At 48.9% G+C, this 16526-nt stretch carries 15 protein-coding genes and 1 pseudogene; 4 read left to right on the top strand and 12 right to left on the bottom strand.

The annotated features are described in order from the left end of the window. The 12 genes and pseudogenes from VIM72_RS19625 to VIM72_RS19570 all read right to left on the bottom strand — a co-directional run. Positions 1-395: pseudogene (locus tag VIM72_RS19625) on the bottom strand (NADH-quinone oxidoreductase subunit L); the annotation flags it as partial. Between the two features lie 13 nt (positions 396-408). After that, entirely contained in the window at positions 409-717 is a 309-nt protein-coding gene (gene nuoK / locus VIM72_RS19620; RefSeq protein WP_332004516.1) for an NADH-quinone oxidoreductase subunit NuoK, read from the bottom strand. Further along, on the bottom strand, positions 714-1244 hold the full coding sequence (nuoJ, locus tag VIM72_RS19615; RefSeq protein ID WP_332004515.1) for an NADH-quinone oxidoreductase subunit J: 531 nt from the start codon (positions 1242-1244) through the stop codon (positions 714-716). The genes nuoK and nuoJ overlap by 4 nt, the downstream gene beginning before the upstream one ends. Then, positions 1241-1756, bottom strand: coding sequence for an NADH-quinone oxidoreductase subunit NuoI (gene nuoI, locus VIM72_RS19610; protein WP_325642676.1), 516 nt, complete (start codon positions 1754-1756; stop codon positions 1241-1243). The genes nuoJ and nuoI overlap by 4 nt, the downstream gene beginning before the upstream one ends. 10 nt (positions 1757-1766) lie before the next feature. After that, positions 1767-2717, bottom strand: a complete 951-nt coding sequence (gene nuoH / locus VIM72_RS19605; RefSeq protein WP_332004514.1) for an NADH-quinone oxidoreductase subunit NuoH — start codon at positions 2715-2717, stop codon at positions 1767-1769. A 4-nt stretch (positions 2718-2721) separates the two neighbouring features. Next, complete coding sequence (gene nuoG / locus VIM72_RS19600; protein ID WP_332004513.1) at positions 2722-5415, bottom strand: NADH-quinone oxidoreductase subunit NuoG; 2694 nt, start codon at positions 5413-5415, stop codon at positions 2722-2724. Next, the gene (gene nuoF / locus VIM72_RS19595) at positions 5396-6676 is read right to left on the bottom strand and encodes an NADH-quinone oxidoreductase subunit NuoF (protein ID WP_332004512.1); all 1281 of its coding nucleotides are present in this window, start codon (positions 6674-6676) and stop codon (positions 5396-5398) included. Before nuoF ends, nuoG begins: the two co-directional genes overlap by 20 nt. 2 nt (positions 6677-6678) lie before the next feature. Further along, on the bottom strand, positions 6679-7143 hold the full coding sequence (gene nuoE, locus VIM72_RS19590; protein ID WP_332004511.1) for an NADH-quinone oxidoreductase subunit NuoE: 465 nt from the start codon (positions 7141-7143) through the stop codon (positions 6679-6681). An 11-nt stretch (positions 7144-7154) separates the two neighbouring features. Continuing rightward, positions 7155-8900 (bottom strand): NADH-quinone oxidoreductase subunit C/D, encoded by a 1746-nt coding sequence (gene nuoC, locus VIM72_RS19585; protein WP_332004510.1) that lies wholly within the window; start codon positions 8898-8900, stop codon positions 7155-7157. An 89-nt stretch (positions 8901-8989) separates the two neighbouring features. Beyond that, a complete protein-coding gene (locus VIM72_RS19580; RefSeq protein ID WP_414648998.1) occupies positions 8990-9568 on the bottom strand; it encodes an NADH-quinone oxidoreductase subunit B in 579 nt (192 codons plus the stop codon). A 102-nt stretch (positions 9569-9670) separates the two neighbouring features. Then, a complete protein-coding gene (locus VIM72_RS19575; protein ID WP_332004508.1) occupies positions 9671-10090 on the bottom strand; it encodes an NADH-quinone oxidoreductase subunit A in 420 nt (139 codons plus the stop codon). A 312-nt stretch (positions 10091-10402) separates the two neighbouring features. Continuing rightward, positions 10403-10846: a CBS domain-containing protein gene (locus VIM72_RS19570; RefSeq protein WP_332004507.1), complete on the bottom strand. Its 444-nt coding sequence runs from the start codon at positions 10844-10846 to the stop codon at positions 10403-10405. 391 nt (positions 10847-11237) lie between these two features. Between VIM72_RS19570 and VIM72_RS19565 the strand changes: the two genes are divergently transcribed. The 4 genes from VIM72_RS19565 to VIM72_RS19550 all read left to right on the top strand — a co-directional run. Next, a complete protein-coding gene (locus VIM72_RS19565; protein ID WP_332004506.1) occupies positions 11238-12644 on the top strand; it encodes a HAMP domain-containing sensor histidine kinase in 1407 nt (468 codons plus the stop codon). Continuing rightward, the gene (locus tag VIM72_RS19560; protein WP_332004505.1) at positions 12631-13320 is read left to right on the top strand and encodes a response regulator transcription factor; all 690 of its coding nucleotides are present in this window, start codon (positions 12631-12633) and stop codon (positions 13318-13320) included. Before VIM72_RS19565 ends, VIM72_RS19560 begins: the two co-directional genes overlap by 14 nt. Before the next feature lie 81 nt (positions 13321-13401). Continuing rightward, entirely contained in the window at positions 13402-15921 is a 2520-nt protein-coding gene (locus VIM72_RS19555; RefSeq protein ID WP_332004504.1) for an outer membrane beta-barrel protein, read from the top strand. Between the two features lie 12 nt (positions 15922-15933). Next, a partial coding sequence (locus VIM72_RS19550) for a GLPGLI family protein (RefSeq protein WP_332004503.1) occupies positions 15934-16526 on the top strand: 593 nt, incomplete at its 3' end.

Raw genomic sequence — 16526 nt, 5'->3', positions numbered from 1 at the left:
GCCATCACCAGCGTTAGCATAGCGCCAACAAATAAATTCATACAGGCAAAGAAGCGTGCATAATCCGGTTCATCATGCATATAACCGGAAGCATATACATGGATCAGGAACCCTACGATAGTGACGACCAGCACAAATACCACCGACAATGCATCCATCCGGAAATCGAAGCCTGTTTTAAAACCACCGGCTTCCAGCCAGTTGCCGGCATGCTGTACAATGGCCTGTTCTCCGTTTGCGGCAAACTGCGCGGTAATAATTACGGCCACCAGTGCAGCTAAACCAATACTACCGCATCCCAATACGGTAACGCCTATACGGTTGATCCGCTTCCAGCCCAGCATAAGCAGGAGCGCACTTATAAAAGGTATGAGCGGTATGAGTGCAGGAAACATACAATTGAATATTTTATCCGTTCATTTTTGCTGCTTCGTCGCTATCCAGTGTTTTGAACTGATGATATAACTGTAAGATCAATGCCAGTCCTACCGAAACTTCCGCTGCAGCCATCGCCAGTATGAAGATGAACATCACCTGTCCATCTGCTGTGCCCCAGTGGGAAGAAGCCACTACAAAAGCAAGTCCTGCTGCGTTCAGCATAATCTCCACCGATAGCAACATAAAAATAATGTCGCGGCGAACAAGGATACTGATCAGCCCCAGCACAAATAAAACGCCGGCGAGCAGCATGCCCGCTGTGGTAGGATGTAATATCATGATTGATTATTTTCAAGGAACCGGTGCAATGTTTTTTCTTTCTGCCGTCCTAAATGATAAGCGCCTACAATACCCGCCATCAGTAATATCCCCGTAAGCTCCACTGCCAGGATATAAGGCCCGAATAACGCAATACCTACCTCTTTGGGATTTACCATCTTCACCTCAGATACCGGCTGATGATTCTGTAATACCAGGAACACAAGCTCCCCAAGTAATACGATGCAAAGCAGGGAAGGAAAGATCCAGATACGCGGCTTCAGCCACAGCTTTTCCTGTGCTGCCGACTCCTTCCCGAGGTTCAGCATCATCACAAAAAAGATGAGCAATACCATAATAGCGCCGGCATATACAATCACCTCCAATGCAGCCATGAAAGGCGCACCGTAAAGATATAATACCACTGCCACCGCCAGTAAAGACACTACCAGGTACAGCAGGGCGTGCATAATATTATACCGGGTGATCACCATCACTGTAGCTAATACTGCAATGAATGCAGCGATATAGAATGCAGCCCCTATCATGGTATCAGGCTTTTAATATCTACCGGTGGTTCTTCATGTTGCGCATCCCCTTTATCTTTTCCCCGAATGGCCATGCCGGCTACGTTGTAATAGTTATAACCAGGATACTTGCCTTCGCTGTTGATGAGCAGGTCTTTCTTTTCATATACCAGGTTCTGGCGGTTATACTCTGCCATTTCAAAATCGGGTAACAACTGTATCGCGTAAGTAGGACAAGCCTCTTCACAAAAACCACAGAAAATACAGCGGGAAAAATTGATCCGGAAAAATTCCGGGTACCTTCTGCCGGCATCGTCTTCCGTTGCCTGCAGGGAGATACAATCTACAGGACATGCGGCCGCACACAGGTAACAGCCTACGCAGCGCTCCCCACCATCCGGATCGCGGGTTAACGCAATGCGGCCCCGCCAGCGGGCCGGCAGCGGCGCTTTCTGCTCAGGGTACTGAAATGTTTCCCGCTTGTGAAACATATGCAGGAATATCAGCCACATACTTCTTACCAGACTAAACATGTTCGTTGTTTTAAGAATTTAACCACAGCTTGATGGCAGCTGTTACCATCAGGTTCAGGATCGATAAAGGAAACAATACTTTCCAGCCATATTCCATCAGCTGATCATACCGTGGCCGCGGCATGGAGGCGCGGAACAGGATGAACAGCATTATAAACGCAAACGTTTTTATCACAAACCACAGCACCGGCGGCAAAAATGCAGGGCCAAGCCAGCCACCGAAATAAAGCGTTACCAGCATACCGGAGATCAGCGTTACGCCCAGGTACTCACCAATAAAGAACATACCGAACTTCATCCCTGAATATTCAGCGTGAAAACCTGCTACCAGCTCACTCTCCGCTTCAGGAATATCAAAAGGCAAACGATGTGTTTCGGCTACGCCTGCTACCAGGAAAATAAGAAAGCCAATAAACTGCGGAATGATAAACCATACTTTCCGTTGCGCCTCTACTATTTCACCAAGATTGAAAGAACCACTCAATACCACCACGCCCATCAGCGCCAGTCCCATAAATACTTCATAGCTGATCATCTGTGAAGCCCCGCGCATGGCGCCCAGTAAGGCATACTTGTTATTGGAAGCCCAACCACCCAATACCACGCTGTATACGCCCAGCGATGACATGGCCAGGAAAAACAACAACCCTATATTCAGGTTGGCCACTATGATACCGGGCGCGAATGGTATCACCACAAAACTCATAAGCACACTCAGCATCACCACACCGGGCGCAAACACAAACACTACTTTATCGGCGAAAGGAGGGATCCAATCTTCTTTAAAAAACAACTTAATCGTATCTGCCAGCACTACCAGCAACCCGAAAGGCCCCGCCCTGTTGGGACCATAGCGGTCCTGCCACAGCGCCAGCATCCGGCGTTCCACCCAGATAAGCCCGGCCGCCGTATTTAACAGTGCAAAAAGCACCCCGCCTATTATCCACCAGAAGTTTATCATAGCGTTATACTTTTATTAATTGAGGCGCCTCTGAAATCTGCATACCCGGAAGGCCTACAGGGATCCCCGCAACGCCTTCCTGTAATGTATCATTGATAATTACCGGTAACGTATAGTGATGTCCGTTATCCATAAAATGTAACAGGTGACCTTCGGCAACCTGCAACCGTTTGGCATCTTCGCTGTGCAGCATGATGTATGGAGCAGGAATACGCTCAGCAATACCCGGTGTATGTATACTCAGTTCCTCCGATCCGAAAATATGATAGAGCGGCACCAGTAATAAATGTTCTTTAAGCGGCAGGTAAGGCTCCGGCACCTCGGTATAAAACGGCGTATGCCCATTAACGTGAGGCTCAATCAGCCGCCGGCCCGGGTTACCATCGTGTAGCGGTCCGCCTGTTTCCACCTGGAATTTGTTCACCGATTGTACGGAATTCCATCCCGGCGCCCAGAAGAAGGGAATCATGGACGAAGGCGGTTCTCCGCGGTAGCCTTCCATCGTGAACGATAAGGCAGTATCCATATCCTGCGGAGGCCGTGGCTCGCTTACATTAACATTGGCCTGCATGGCAGTGCGACCGCTGAAGCGGTGTGGCTCCCGCGGCACCTTCTGACCGGCAATGCGGAAATCCGCATGTGGCGCCAGCGTATCAATGCCTTCAAATACTTTGTGAGTGCGGGCGATATGATCCACCACATCATCCAGATGTTCCAGTTCAGAAAGTGTAGCATGCCCGGTTGCTTTTGCGATCTGTAACAGCCAACGCCAGCTTTCCTGCACTGCGGAGCCAGGTGAAAACACCTGGAAAAAGCGTTGGGCGCGACCTTCATTATTTACCAGCGTTCCATCTGATTCTGCAAAAGTTCCGGCTGGTAAAATAATAGTAGCCCTTTCAGCAGTAGGATTATAAAGATGATCGAGCAGGATCACATCTTTCACCTTTCCGAAGAATTGCTCCGCGCGGTGCTGGTTCAACCGGCGGTACAGGTCATTTTCAAGCACGATCACCGTATCTGCTTCGTTGTTGAGCGCGCGGTCTACTGCGGAATCCAGGCGGTGGCCGCCCAGCATTTCAAGCCCTGCGCTGTTGCATTCCGGCACCGTGTAGGTAAGCATGGCATCAATGCCCAGGTCGTGCAGCGACCATGCCACATTAGCCGCGGCCTTGATGATGGCTTCACTGCCACCGCCATAGCCTGCAATAATAAGCGGGTTCTTTGCTGCTTTAAGTACTTCGGCTATTTCTGCGGCAATCGCTTTCCCTTGTTCAGACATCCCTTTTACTTCCGGCATTTTACTGCTCAGGAGGTGACTAACGCCGAAGCCTATACGGGCAATATTGTCCGGCGCGGTATGATACGCGCCTTTTGCCAGTTCATCCAGTTTGGTTTCCTGCACATTTAAAATATACAGGGGCCCTTTACTGTCCTGCACGGCCTCCCGCACTGCTGCGTCCTGCCAGGCAGGGATATGGACCTGGTTAATCACTTCCGCTACCGGGATACGGCGAATGGCCTGCCGTACAGATAGGGCCAGCATCGGCGCCGTGTTGGTAACATCTTCCCCGAGAATAAGCACCACATCTGCTGCTGCGGCATCCTGCAGGGATGCGCTGCGCACCGGCCCCTGTTGCAGTATCCTGAGGGAGAGGGATACCAGGTCGTGATCTGCTGCGGACACGCCGAGATAGAAGTTCTCCTCTCCCACCAGCTCTTTCAGCACGGCGTTTGATTCCAGTGATGCCCTTGGTGAGCCGATACCGATTGTTTTACCCGGCTTCATCCTTTGTTGTACATGCTGCAACACGGGGATGCCGTTTGCCTTATCCGATGGCCCATGATACACCATGGGTGTTTTGATCCGTTGTTCACTGTTTACAAACTCGTAGCCATAGCGGCCACGGTCGCAAAGAAAATAACCGTTTACCGCGCCATTGAACCGGTTGGTGATCTGCCGCACAGCGCCATAGCGCTCGCCGGCGATGATATTGCAGCCCAGGCCACAGCCCTGGCATACAGAAGCAGCGGAGGTAAGATCCCATTTGCGGGTGTAGTGCTGCTTCAGGGTTTTATCCGTAAACACACCGGTGGGGCATATTTCAGCCAGGTTGCCACTGAACTCACTTTCCAGTGTGCCATCCTGCTGCCTGCCAAAATATACATGGTTGTGGGCGGCGTATACATCCAGGTCCTTCCCCCCGGCAAAATCTTTATAAAATCTTACACAGCGGTAACACTGGATGCAACGGTTCATTTCATGATTAAGAAATGGTCCTAGATATTGGTTGTTATAAGTTCTTTTGGTGAAATGGTAGTCGCGGTAAGAATGACCCGTCATCACGGTCATGTCCTGCAAATGACAGGAACCGCCTTCATCGCATACTGCGCAGTCGTGCGGGTGATTGGTCATCAGCCAACCGATCACATGTTCCCTGAAATTACGGGCATCTTTATCGTCGATGGATAAACGAAGCTGGTCTTTTACCGGCTCCATGCACGACATAACGATTTTCCCTTTCTTATCTTCCTCATCTTTGAACACCTTAACGGCGCATTGACGACAGGCCCCTACTGCACCCAGGGCCGGGTGCCAGCAGAAGTAAGGAAGGTTTAAGCCCAGCGACAGGCAAGCCTCCAGCAGGTTTTTACCTTCCTTTACTTCGTAGGTTTTATTATCAATGTGTATGATTGGCATATGGACATTTTTTTTCTTTGATATGTTGTTCAAAATCCTCTCTGAAATATTTCAGTGCGCTTTGCAGCGGCTCCATTGCACCTGGCGCCAGTGCACAGAAAGTATTACCGGGGCCTAATAGCCTGGTATGCATTTCCAGTTGCTCCAGGTCTGCATAAGTGCCTTGTCCCTGTTCCATTGCGTATAATATTTTTTCCGTCCAGGGCAATCCTTCGCGGCAGGGCGTGCAAAAGCCGCACGATTCCTGCGCGAAGAAATGTTCCAGGTTATGTACAAACCCCACCGGGCAGGTGCGGTCGTCCAGTATCACCATAGTGCCGGTACCCAGGCGGCTTCCCGCGGCAGCTACTCCTGCGAAGTCCATTTTCACATCGAGGTGGGCATCGGTTAAGAAATCAGTTGAAGCACCACCGGGCAGCGCACCGCGGAACCGGTATCCCGCCTTCATGCCACCCGCATGTTCCTCCAGTAATTCCCGCATAGTAACGCCCATAGGTAGTTCCCAGGCACCGGGCTTGTTTACTCTTCCGCTTACACCGTATATTTTCGTACCCCCGTCGGCGGTATAGCTCAGTGATTTGAACCAATCGCCGCCCTTGCTGATAATATGCGGTATGTAAGACAATGTTTCCACGTTGTTAACAATAGTAGGTTTTCCAAACAGCCCGCTTACCTGCGGGAACGGCGGCTTGGCGCGGGGTACGGCGCGCTTGCCTTCCAGTGAATTGAGCAGGGCGGTTTCTTCTCCACACATATACCTTCCCACGCCTGTATGCAACTGCATTTCCAGGCTGTAATTTTTGCCGAGTATATTTTTACCGAGATAACCAGCGGCATAGGCATCCGCAATGGCCTGGTTCATAATGCGCGCGGCGTCCTTATAGGCCCAGCGCATAAATACAAAACCCTGTGTGGCCTGTATGGCGTAGGCGGAAATGATCATTCCTTCCAGCAGCTGATGCGGGTTGCCTTCCAGCAGCCAGCGGTCTTTAAAGGTGCCCGGCTCCATTTCATCGGCATTGCAGATCAGGTAGCGCGGCCCTGTAACTTCTGCCGGAACAAAGCTCCATTTCATACCGGTACTGAAACCTGCGCCCCCACGGCCTTTGAGATTTGCATCCTTTACCCTGCCTGTTACTTCCGCGGGCGTAAGCTGCTGCAACACCTGGCGTAAAGCGGCATAGCCGCCCACTGCTTCATACTCCTTCAGGTGAAGGGGCGCTCCGGATGCGGGGATATGTTGTGTGAGCGGTTTTTCCATCTTTATAAATATTGATCCAGTATTTGTGGAAGGGAAGCTGTTGTCAGATCCCTGTACAGGTCGTTGTCGATGATCATGGCCGGTGCGTGATCGCAGGTACCCAGGCAGGCGTTGGGCAACAAGGTAAATCGCTCATCCGGCGTGGTTTGTCCGTAGCTGATCTGCAGCAGTTCCATCAGTTGCTGTTTAATTTCCGTATAGCCCATCACGTAGCAGCTGATGCTATCGCACAGCAGGATCACATGCCGTCCTACCGGGCGGCGGAAAATGAGGTTATAGAAAGTAGCCACGCTGTCGACCTCCGCAGTGCTCATTTCCAGTATAGCGGCAATGTCTGCCACACTTTCATCAGATACCCAGCGGCGCTGCCCCTGTATAATTTTCAATGCTTCAATACAGGCCGCTTTTTTTACCGGCACCTGCTGCATTTCATGTGTGATCTGTTCTATTTCAATAGCAGAAAGCATATGTTGTTGTATTATCTGTCAATGTCTGCAAGTACATAATCCATTCCTCCCAGTATCGATAACAGATCCGCCACGGTGTATCCGCGGCTGATCAGCGGAATCATCTGCATATGCGGGAAAGACGGCGTGCGTACCCTGGTGCGGTAAGAGGCCGTATTACCATCGCTGATAAGGTAGTAGCTGTTCCATCCTTTGGTGGCCTCTGTGCAAACAGCGGCCTCCCCGGCAGGTATTACCGGGCCCCAGCTTACATTGAGGAAATGATGAATGAGCGTTTCAATATCCTGCATTGTGCGGGCTTTTACCGGCGGGGTGGCCAGCGGGTGGTGCGATTTATAATCGCCTTCCGGCATGTAGGCCACGCATTGTTCGATGATGCGAAGGCTTTGCCGCATTTCTTCTACCCTAACTACCGCGCGGTCGTAACAATCACCATTCTGCGCCACCGGTACTTCGAACGCAAAGTTCTCATAGCCGCTGTATGGCCGTTTCTTGCGCATATCCCATTCCAGGCCACAGGCCCGCAGCCCCGGGCCGGTTACGCCCCATTCAATGGCTTCTTCCTGTGTATAGATACCGATCCCTTTTGTACGTGCTTTAAAAAGATAATTTTTCATGACCATGCTGTCGTATTCCTTCAGCTGTTTCGGGAAATAGCTGATAAAGTTTTTCACCAGCTGTTCCCAGCCATTGGGCAGGTCCTGCGCCACACCGCCGATGCGGAACCAGTTGGGATGCATGCGGCCGCCGCAAATGGCTTCTATGATCTCAAAAACACGTTCACGATCGGTGAACATATAGAATACCGGCGACAGCTGCCCCAGGTCCTGGGCAAAGGTGCCATACCATACCAGGTGGCTGGCAATACGGAACAGTTCGCAGAGCATGATGCGGATCACCTGGGCGCGTAGCGGCACATCTATACCACCCAGTTGTTCTACTGATAACAGGTAGGCCAGGTTATTATTCACGCCGCCGAGGTAATCCACGCGATCGGTGTAAGGAATATACGTGTGCCACGACTGCCTCTCTCCCATCTTTTCAGCGCCACGATGATGGAAGCCGATGTCTGGCACAGCGTCTATAATATCTTCGCCATTCAGCTGGAGAATGATGCGCAATACACCGTGAGTGCCCGGATGCTGTGGACCGATGTTGAGGAACATAAAATCTGCGTCCTCGCTATGGCGTTTTAAGCCCCATTCTTCGGGTTTAAACCGTAGCGCCTCCTGCTCCCTGTCCTGCTTCTCGTCATAGAGCTTAAACGGCCCCATTTCAGTAGCGCGCGCGGGATGCTCCTTACGGAGCGGATGCCCCTCCCAGGTAGAGGGCATGAGGATGCGTTTCAACAGGGGATGGCCATTGAACCGGATGCCGAACATATCGTACACCTCGCGTTCATACCAGTTGGCGGCCGTCCAGATGGGGGTGATGGTGTCCAGCGCCGGGTATTCGCCGTGGAGACCGGCTTTGATGCGCAGGAATTCGTTTCTGTCGAAGGAAAAAAGTGTGTAAACAACGGTAAAGTCATAGGGTTTATGCCCGTTCTGCTGCCGTTTATACGCACGCTCATCAATGGCCGTGAGGTCATAGAGCATGCGGTAGGGCATTTGTATTTCAGATTTAAGGAACTGTAGCACGGCCACAATATGCTCTTGTGGCGTCCAGAAGGTGGGCGTCCCATCCCGTGTAACCTGAGGTTCGAAGGTGATATCACCAAAACGGGAGCTTAATTCCGCTGCAATGCGCTCTGGCATGGCGTATTAAGTTTAGATGGGGTAAGATAAATACTGCGGTCTTTTTCCGGTTTAATCTTTCATATATCCGTTAGTGTTAGTAAGTTTTATTATATCTGATCGGGTGTTTTAAAATGAGTCATTTGCTGCCTTTTTTCACGCAAGGCATCTTTCATGGATATTTTCTCCGGCCGCACCACACCTTCCTCTCCGATCACCCAGCTGAGCGGCCGTTTCTCTTTGCCCACGCTGTCGCGCAGCATCACGAGGCCCGACATAAATGCATCGGGGCGTGGCGGGCAACCGGGCACATACACATCTACCGGTAAAAATTTATCTACTCCCTGCACCACGCTGTAGATGTCGTACATACCGCCGGAGTTAGCACAGGAGCCCATGGATATTACCCAGCGGGGCTCCATCATCTGCTCATACAAACGTTGAATGACGGGCGCCATTTTTATGAATACGGTGCCTGCTATGATCATGACGTCTGCTTCGCGAGGAGTACCTCTGATTACTTCCGCGCCAAAGCGCGCCATATCATACTTAGGGGTCATAGCGGTAGCCATTTCTACAAAACAACAGGAAAGGCCAAAATGAAAGGGCCAGAGTGAATTTTTCCGTCCCCATGCGAGCAAACTTTCCACAGAAGTGAGCATTACGCTTTGCTGTATCACTTCTTCCATAGAAGTATTGCCGGATATTTTACCCGTTACATCATTCGCGTTGGTTAGCCACCATTTCATAAAAAAGTTGATTTACCGGATCATGAAATCAACATGCTATTGCTACATCAGTGCCTGTGGCGTTGGAGTCTTAATGTCCGTGTAACCGTTAACGTTAGCGGATCTTTTCTTCCGCATTTTCTTATATGCGCGTAAAATCCTTTTACCATCGGGCCCGAAGTCCAATGCGCCGTTACGCCATTCATAAATAAGTACTGCCAGTAATATAAAGATGAAGATGGCAACGCCGAGAAAGCCGGCCCAGCCAACTTCTTTGTAGGCGATTGCCCAGGAGATAATTAAAACCGTTTCAATGTCGAAAATAACGAAGAGCATCGCTACCAGGTAAAACTGGGAAGGAAACCGCAATCGTGCAGAGCCGGTGGAGATGATACCGGACTCATAGGCCTCGCCGGTGGCGCGGTCTTTATGCCGTTGCCCCAGTACATATGAAAGCCCCAGTATGATACTGATGAGTATCACAACGATAGCACCATATGCTAAAAATGGCCAGATGGGGGTGATGTCAGAAACAGCGCTTTTCAAAGTGTTCGCCCTCCGAGCGATTTACTTAAAAGTCCGTTTTGCCAGTCTGTCTGTAAAAACCAGTAGTCTGCTTTCCAATCTACTGAACATGCCTGTTAGGTAATGCTAGTCTGTAAACCGCCTGATCAAGAGGGAAGACCGGAATGAGCCCGGTTTCATAACGTTTCAATTGCTGCGATACGGTAAAGACTATATGAAGTTGAAGTTACAAAAATTACAATGATTAAACAAAGATTAAAAATGCGATACTCAGGTATGCGTACCCGTGATATAGCATTCAAGACTGGTAATGATGTGCTGCTGGTCGTCAATAATAAACTTCACCACGTCCCCGATCGAAATCAAACCTACCAGCCTGTTCTGCTGGTCTACCACCGGCAGGTGACGGATTCTTTTATCTGTCATCAATCCCATACAGTCCTCGATCGAATCGTCTTCTGTCACCGTGATAGGCCGTTCTGTCATGATTTCACGGATCAGCGTTTCCTTGGAAGCACGTCCTTTCAGGATCACCCGGCGGGCATAGTCACGTTCAGAAAAAATTCCCATGAAATGTTCATCTTCATCAACTACTGTCAATGCTCCGACGTTATGGTCAACAAGGAGTTGCAGGGCCTCAAAAACGGTGTTGTCGGGATTTATGGAGAATACTGCATGACCCTTTACCTGCAGGATATTACGTACCTTTCCCATGGCAAGACTTTTAGAATAGTAAATAAATGAAAAACCACCATTCCTAAGTTACCAATTTTGAATGTTAAAAGCAAGGCAGCGAAAATAAATCGTTTGTGTAAATAGTACACAAAGATCGCCTTCGGCGATGTAAATTGTCCTGGTTCCGGATTACGCTGATTATACTGATCACCTTGATTTTATCATATTATATTTTTAAGATAACCATAGTTATTTTACTTATAGCTATGCGAGATGTAATCCGTTAATCAGAATATTATCAAATCAAGATAATCAGTATAATCAGTGTAATCCGGAGTCAGACAAAATCCGCGTCAGGCAAAATGCGGTTATGTTAATGATTGTTAAAAAAAAGGAGATATAAATGCGCCTCCATTTATATTTGCCCGGTATGAAACTTTCGGTTAAAAGAATTGGGCAGCTGGCAGTACCCGCCGCCACCGTAGCATTGCTCTTCCAGCTATACTGGCTGAGGCAAACCTGGCTGAGCGCCAGGCAAACCTTCCGCACTGCCGCTACCGAATGCCTGCAAAAAGCCTACGATGCCGCTATGATGAGCAATTTCGGCCAGATAAAGCCGGCTAATGACACCGTTAAACGGCTGAGCATATCCTCCTATATCGACCTGGAAGATAGCGAAAATGAAACGGAAGAACAGGCTGCTATCCGCGACAGTATGATCAATATCCTGACCGCCCGCCTGCACCTGGATACTGGTAAATCACATAATATTTCCGTTCCCAATGTGGAGTATGCACAAATGAGCAATATCCTCTCCCGCATGTTTTCATCGTTTGGTTTCCAGCTGGTAAATATGGATACTCTCCAACGGGAATACAGGCTGCTGCTGGAAGAAAAAAATATCAGGCTCCCTTTTAAACTGTATACTGATCCTATATTAAGCGATGTAAAAAAGAACCCGCACCTGTTGCTCATCCACCCGGCGCTGAATAACCAAACCAATACTATCGGGGTACTGTTTACAGGTGAAACCAGCTATCTCCTGAAACAAATATCACCGGCTATAATAGTTTCCATCTTCGTTGTCCTGCTGATCATTGGCTGCATATGGACCCTCTGGCGCACCATTATAAAACAGCAGAAACTGGAACAAATGAAACAGGACTTTATCAGCCATGTTACGCATGAACTGAAAACGCCGGTAGCCGTATTACAGGCCACCAACGAAGCACTACTGAACTTCGGCGGCAGCAGCAATCCCGAAATGACCACACGGTATCTTCAACTCAACAAAAAAGAACTCGGCAAACTGCAGGAGCTCATCGACGAGATCATGACCATTACCCGGCAGGAGCAACAACCCGGCATACGGCCGGTAGCTGCTATACCACTGGAACACAGCCTGCAGGAAATTATCAAACGGTTCGCCTATCAAAAAAATGTGAACATCTGCATAGATAACCAATCAGCACACCATAGCATTGAAACAGATAAACAGGCCTTTGAAACTATTTTCAGCAACCTGCTCGACAATGCCATTAAATACAATAACAAGCCACAAAAACAGATCACGCTCACTATAAAAGATAACAGGGAACGTGTTGTTATTACAGTCACCGATAATGGGGAAGGCATCGCCAACAGCCATCTCCCTTTTATCTTCGATAAATTTTACCGGGTTACCAACGGCGACACGCAGGATACCAAAGGCCACGGCCTGGGCCTCAGTCATGTGAAAGCGCTTACACAACAGCTGCACGCCACCGTTGAAGTAAGCAGCACGCCGGGAGCCGGTACTATGTTCACCCTTCAATTTCCACGCTATGCAAAAAATTAAACTGCTGCTGGTGGAAGATGAGCTCACCCTTGCAGGGGTGGTAAAAGAAACGCTGGAACTGAACGGGTTTCACATCATGCACGCCGCCAATGGCCGGCAGGGCTGGGACGCCTACCTCTCCTTCCGGCCCCATGCCTGCGTAGTGGATATCATGATGCCGCAAAAAGATGGTATTTCACTGGTAAAAGATATCCGTAACGTAGACGAACATACGCCGATCATTTTCCTCACCGCGAAAAGCGAAACTGCTGATGTGCTGCGCGGGCTGCAAAGCGGCGCCGACGATTATATCAAAAAACCCTTCAGCATGGAGGAGCTTATTCTCCGTATCAAAACGCTGATCAAGCGTGCGCATGGGGGTCCTTCCACCCATACTTCCAAAGGCATTTACCGCATTGGCCAGTATGTATTCGATCATAACCGGCAGGAACTGAAACATGAATCGGCTACCATCCGGCTCTCCCTGCGGGAAGCGGATATGCTCCGCATGCTGGCGGAACGTTCCAATACTACCACCCACCGCAAAAGCATGCTGCTGGAACTATGGGGGGACGACAACTTTTTTAACGCCCGTAACATGGATGTATATATCAGCAAACTGCGGAGATACTTCCAGTACGATACCAGCGTGCAACTCATCAATGTAAGGGGACAGGGATACAAGCTCGTCTTTTAACAATCATTCACACTATACTCAGGTTCATTAACGGTCAGGCATACACGTCGATCCTAATTTTGTATTGTTCAATTATAAACGATGATACAAAAAGCTGTGATCTTCCTGTGTTGCTTACTGGCAGCTGCTTCCGACAGTTATGCACAGGCGCCCAAACAACTGAAGGAAGTAGTGATAAAAGGAAAGGCAGACATCCGTGCCAAAGGGGATACCCTTGAATATGATGCCGCGCACTATAAAACAAAAGAAAATGCCGTAGTAGAAGAACTCCTTCGCAAATTACCAGGTGTGCGGATAGACCGCGCCGGCAATATTATTGCCCAGGGCGAAACGGTTTTAAAAGTACTGGTAGACGGTAAGGAATTCTTTGGCAACGACCCCGCTATTGCCACCCGCAACCTCCCGGCAAATATGGTTGATAAAATCCAGGTGCTGGACAAAAAGAGCGACCAGGCTGCCTTCACCGGCATAGATGACGGCAAAAGCACCAAAACCATCAACATCGTCACCAAAAAAGAAATGAAAAAAGGTCACTTCGGCAATGTATCTGCAGGAGCCGGTAACCGGGAACGCTATGAAGCCGGAATGAACGTCAACAGCTTTGCCGGGGATAAACAACTTTCCTTTTTATTCAAAGCCAATAACGTTAATAAATCAGGGTTTAGCGCGGCCGAATTGCTTCGCCTGGCCGGTAATAACCCGGAAATATTTGACCAGCTTCCCCCCTATGCCATGGCTGAAATCTTTAAAATGAAAGGCGTACAGGCAACATCAGATGACCCGGAAGAACTGGCGCAGTTATCCAATCCTACAGGGTTGAATAACACCCAATACGGCGGCGTAAACTTCAACAACGATTTTGCCAATAACACCGCCCTGCGCAGCAGTTATTTCTACAACCGCTTTGCATCCCGCAATAACTATAGCAGCCACCGGCTATACCAATTGCCAGACACCAGCTATCATTATTACCAGCAGGGCAATGACGCAGATGTGAGCAATAACCACCGCGTAAATGCCAGTATCGATATCCCTGTGAACGCGCGCAACAGTATCAAAATATCCCCCATATTCAACAGTATCCATTCCATCCATACTGATCAGCGCTCCTTTCGCTCTATGAATGAAACGCAAACGCAACTGCTGAATGACGGTACGCAATACCGCCATAGTAATACCAACAGCTGGCAAGCCACAGCAGATATACTGCTACGGCATAAATTCCGGCAGGAAAGGCATACACTTTCACTCACCGTAACCCCCGCCTGGCTGAATAATAACGGCCTTACGCAAAACACTTCCTTCAATAATATTTACAACATCAAAATACCGCAAACAGATTCCATTCACCAACAGCTTCACATACAGGGTCGTGGCTTTTCGGTAACTAATCAACTCGTATATACGATACCGTTATCACGTATCTATACCCTGCAACTCAGTGAAGATTTTAATTACAGTAGTACGCAACAGCTACAGTCCGCGCTCAACTTCGACCCGGTACTGCAACAATACGCACAACCGGACGAACGCTATCACGACAACTTCTCCGGCACCAACATCCGCAGCGCCCCTGGCATAGCACTGTCGGCAAAGTACAAACGTTTCAGTTACACCGCGGCAACATCATTGCAAACCAACCGGCAGCAAAGTGATTCACGGGTATACCATTACCGCGTCAGCAACATCTACCATACGCTGCTGCCCAATATCTACGCCCGGTATCAATTTTCACCAGCCCGGAAAATCAGTTTCAACTATCAAACCAATGTGTTGCTTCCCGGTCTTTCGCAGCTGCAATCACTTCCTGATATCAGCGACCCGGTATATATCCGGCAGGGAAACCCATACCTGAAACCGGCCATAAGACGAAGTGTACAGGCATCTTACCTTTTTACAAACGCCTCCAGCGGCAGCTATACCAATATCACAGCTAATGGCAGTATGGTATCGCGCCAGTTCACAGACTATGCCGTTACCGACAGCAGCGGCAAACAACGCATCAGCACCATCAATGCTAACGGCTACGCCAATACGAACATTTCCTTCCAGCACTTCTTCAAAACAGATGAAGAAGGATCCGGCATTACTTATGGCATCCTGGCTTCGTACAATGCTTACCCTTCATTGTTCAACGGCATACAAAGCAATAATAAACAATACAGCATAGCGCCGGATATCAGCTTCAACTATTATCCCGCATCATTCCTGAACATCTCCGCACATATCAATACAGCATGGAACCACAGCTCCCTGTTGCAAAAGCCCTACTGGTTATTTAATTATGATCTCTCCGCTATTGCCACATTGCCCTGGAATATGCAGGCGGAAAGCGAATGGACAGGATACACCACTTCCGGGCTCAGCAACAATTATAATTCCACAGCCCTGCTATGGAATGTATCGCTTAACAAAAATATCGGTAAAAAATATGCCGTGAAAATAGCCGCCACCGACCTGCTCCGCCAAAATAAAAACATCATGCGAATGGTGCGCGGCGGCTACACGGAAGACCAGCAAAACACCATACTGGGACAGTATTTCATGGCAAGCCTGATTTACCAGATCCGTTCCTTTAAAAAAAGTAATTCATCACATTAAATAGTCATCATTATGAGAACAACATCACAAATTATTTTCACCTTATTATTCGCCGTTAGCATAAACGCAGCAGCACAGGAAAAAAACAGCGGTAAAATCAGCTATGTGCTTACGATAAACCTGCACGCCAACCTGAAACCGGAGCAGATGCAATACAAGGACATGGTCCCCGAAACCGCCACCCAGGACCTTTCCCTGTGGTTCAACGGCCAACGCTATAAAACATTCTACAACCCTACTCAGAAAAAAGAGGGCGACGGTGCAGACGTAAGTATAAATATCCAGTCGGATAACGGGGACGAACTATACGTAGATCTTGATCAAAAAAAACAATGGACTAAGAAAGAAGGCAAAATAAAAGAAGAACCAATAAATATCAGTAAAGGAGAAAGCATTGCTACCAATGCCACTAAGCAAATACTTGGCTATCCCTGCCAGCAGCTTATTCTCATCAATAAAAAAGATTCCACCGTTATCTGGTATACCACTGCCCTTCCATTAAAAGCAGGCGGGCCCATCGGCATGTTCACCGACAAAGGCGTGGTACTGGAAATGCAACATAAAAAAATGGGCTTTGTAGCTACATCCATTGAATTTACGCCCGT

Origin of the sequence: Chitinophaga sp., from assembly GCF_036569185.1 — a bacterium.
In the GTDB taxonomy this organism is placed as follows: Bacteria; Bacteroidota; Bacteroidia; order Chitinophagales; family Chitinophagaceae; genus Chitinophaga.
The sequence above is the reverse complement of the archived record's forward strand: the minus strand, read 5'-3'. Positions and strand labels throughout refer to the sequence as shown.

What these genes read in the sequence shown, in the direction of transcription:
- nuoK (WP_332004516.1), bottom strand. Translation starts at nt 717, where the DNA reads ATGATATTACATCCTACCACAGCGGGCATGCTGCTCGCCGGCGTTTTA.
- nuoJ (WP_332004515.1), bottom strand. Translation starts at nt 1,244, where the DNA reads ATGATAGGGGCTGCATTCTATATCGCTGCATTCATTGCAGTATTAGCT.
- nuoI (WP_325642676.1), bottom strand. Translation starts at nt 1,756, where the DNA reads ATGTTTAGTCTGGTAAGAAGTATGTGGCTGATATTCCTGCATATGTTT.
- nuoH (WP_332004514.1), bottom strand. Translation starts at nt 2,717, where the DNA reads ATGATAAACTTCTGGTGGATAATAGGCGGGGTGCTTTTTGCACTGTTA.
- nuoG (WP_332004513.1), bottom strand. Translation starts at nt 5,415, where the DNA reads ATGCCAATCATACACATTGATAATAAAACCTACGAAGTAAAGGAAGGT.
- nuoF (WP_332004512.1), bottom strand. Translation starts at nt 6,676, where the DNA reads ATGGAAAAACCGCTCACACAACATATCCCCGCATCCGGAGCGCCCCTT.
- nuoE (WP_332004511.1), bottom strand. Translation starts at nt 7,143, where the DNA reads ATGCTTTCTGCTATTGAAATAGAACAGATCACACATGAAATGCAGCAG.
- nuoC (WP_332004510.1), bottom strand. Translation starts at nt 8,900, where the DNA reads ATGCCAGAGCGCATTGCAGCGGAATTAAGCTCCCGTTTTGGTGATATC.
- VIM72_RS19580 (WP_414648998.1), bottom strand. Translation starts at nt 9,568, where the DNA reads ATGGAAGAAGTGATACAGCAAAGCGTAATGCTCACTTCTGTGGAAAGT.
- VIM72_RS19570 (WP_332004507.1), bottom strand. Translation starts at nt 10,846, where the DNA reads ATGGGAAAGGTACGTAATATCCTGCAGGTAAAGGGTCATGCAGTATTC.
- VIM72_RS19565 (WP_332004506.1), top strand. Translation starts at nt 11,238, where the DNA reads ATGAAACTTTCGGTTAAAAGAATTGGGCAGCTGGCAGTACCCGCCGCC.
- VIM72_RS19560 (WP_332004505.1), top strand. Translation starts at nt 12,631, where the DNA reads ATGCAAAAAATTAAACTGCTGCTGGTGGAAGATGAGCTCACCCTTGCA.
- VIM72_RS19555 (WP_332004504.1), top strand. Translation starts at nt 13,402, where the DNA reads ATGATACAAAAAGCTGTGATCTTCCTGTGTTGCTTACTGGCAGCTGCT.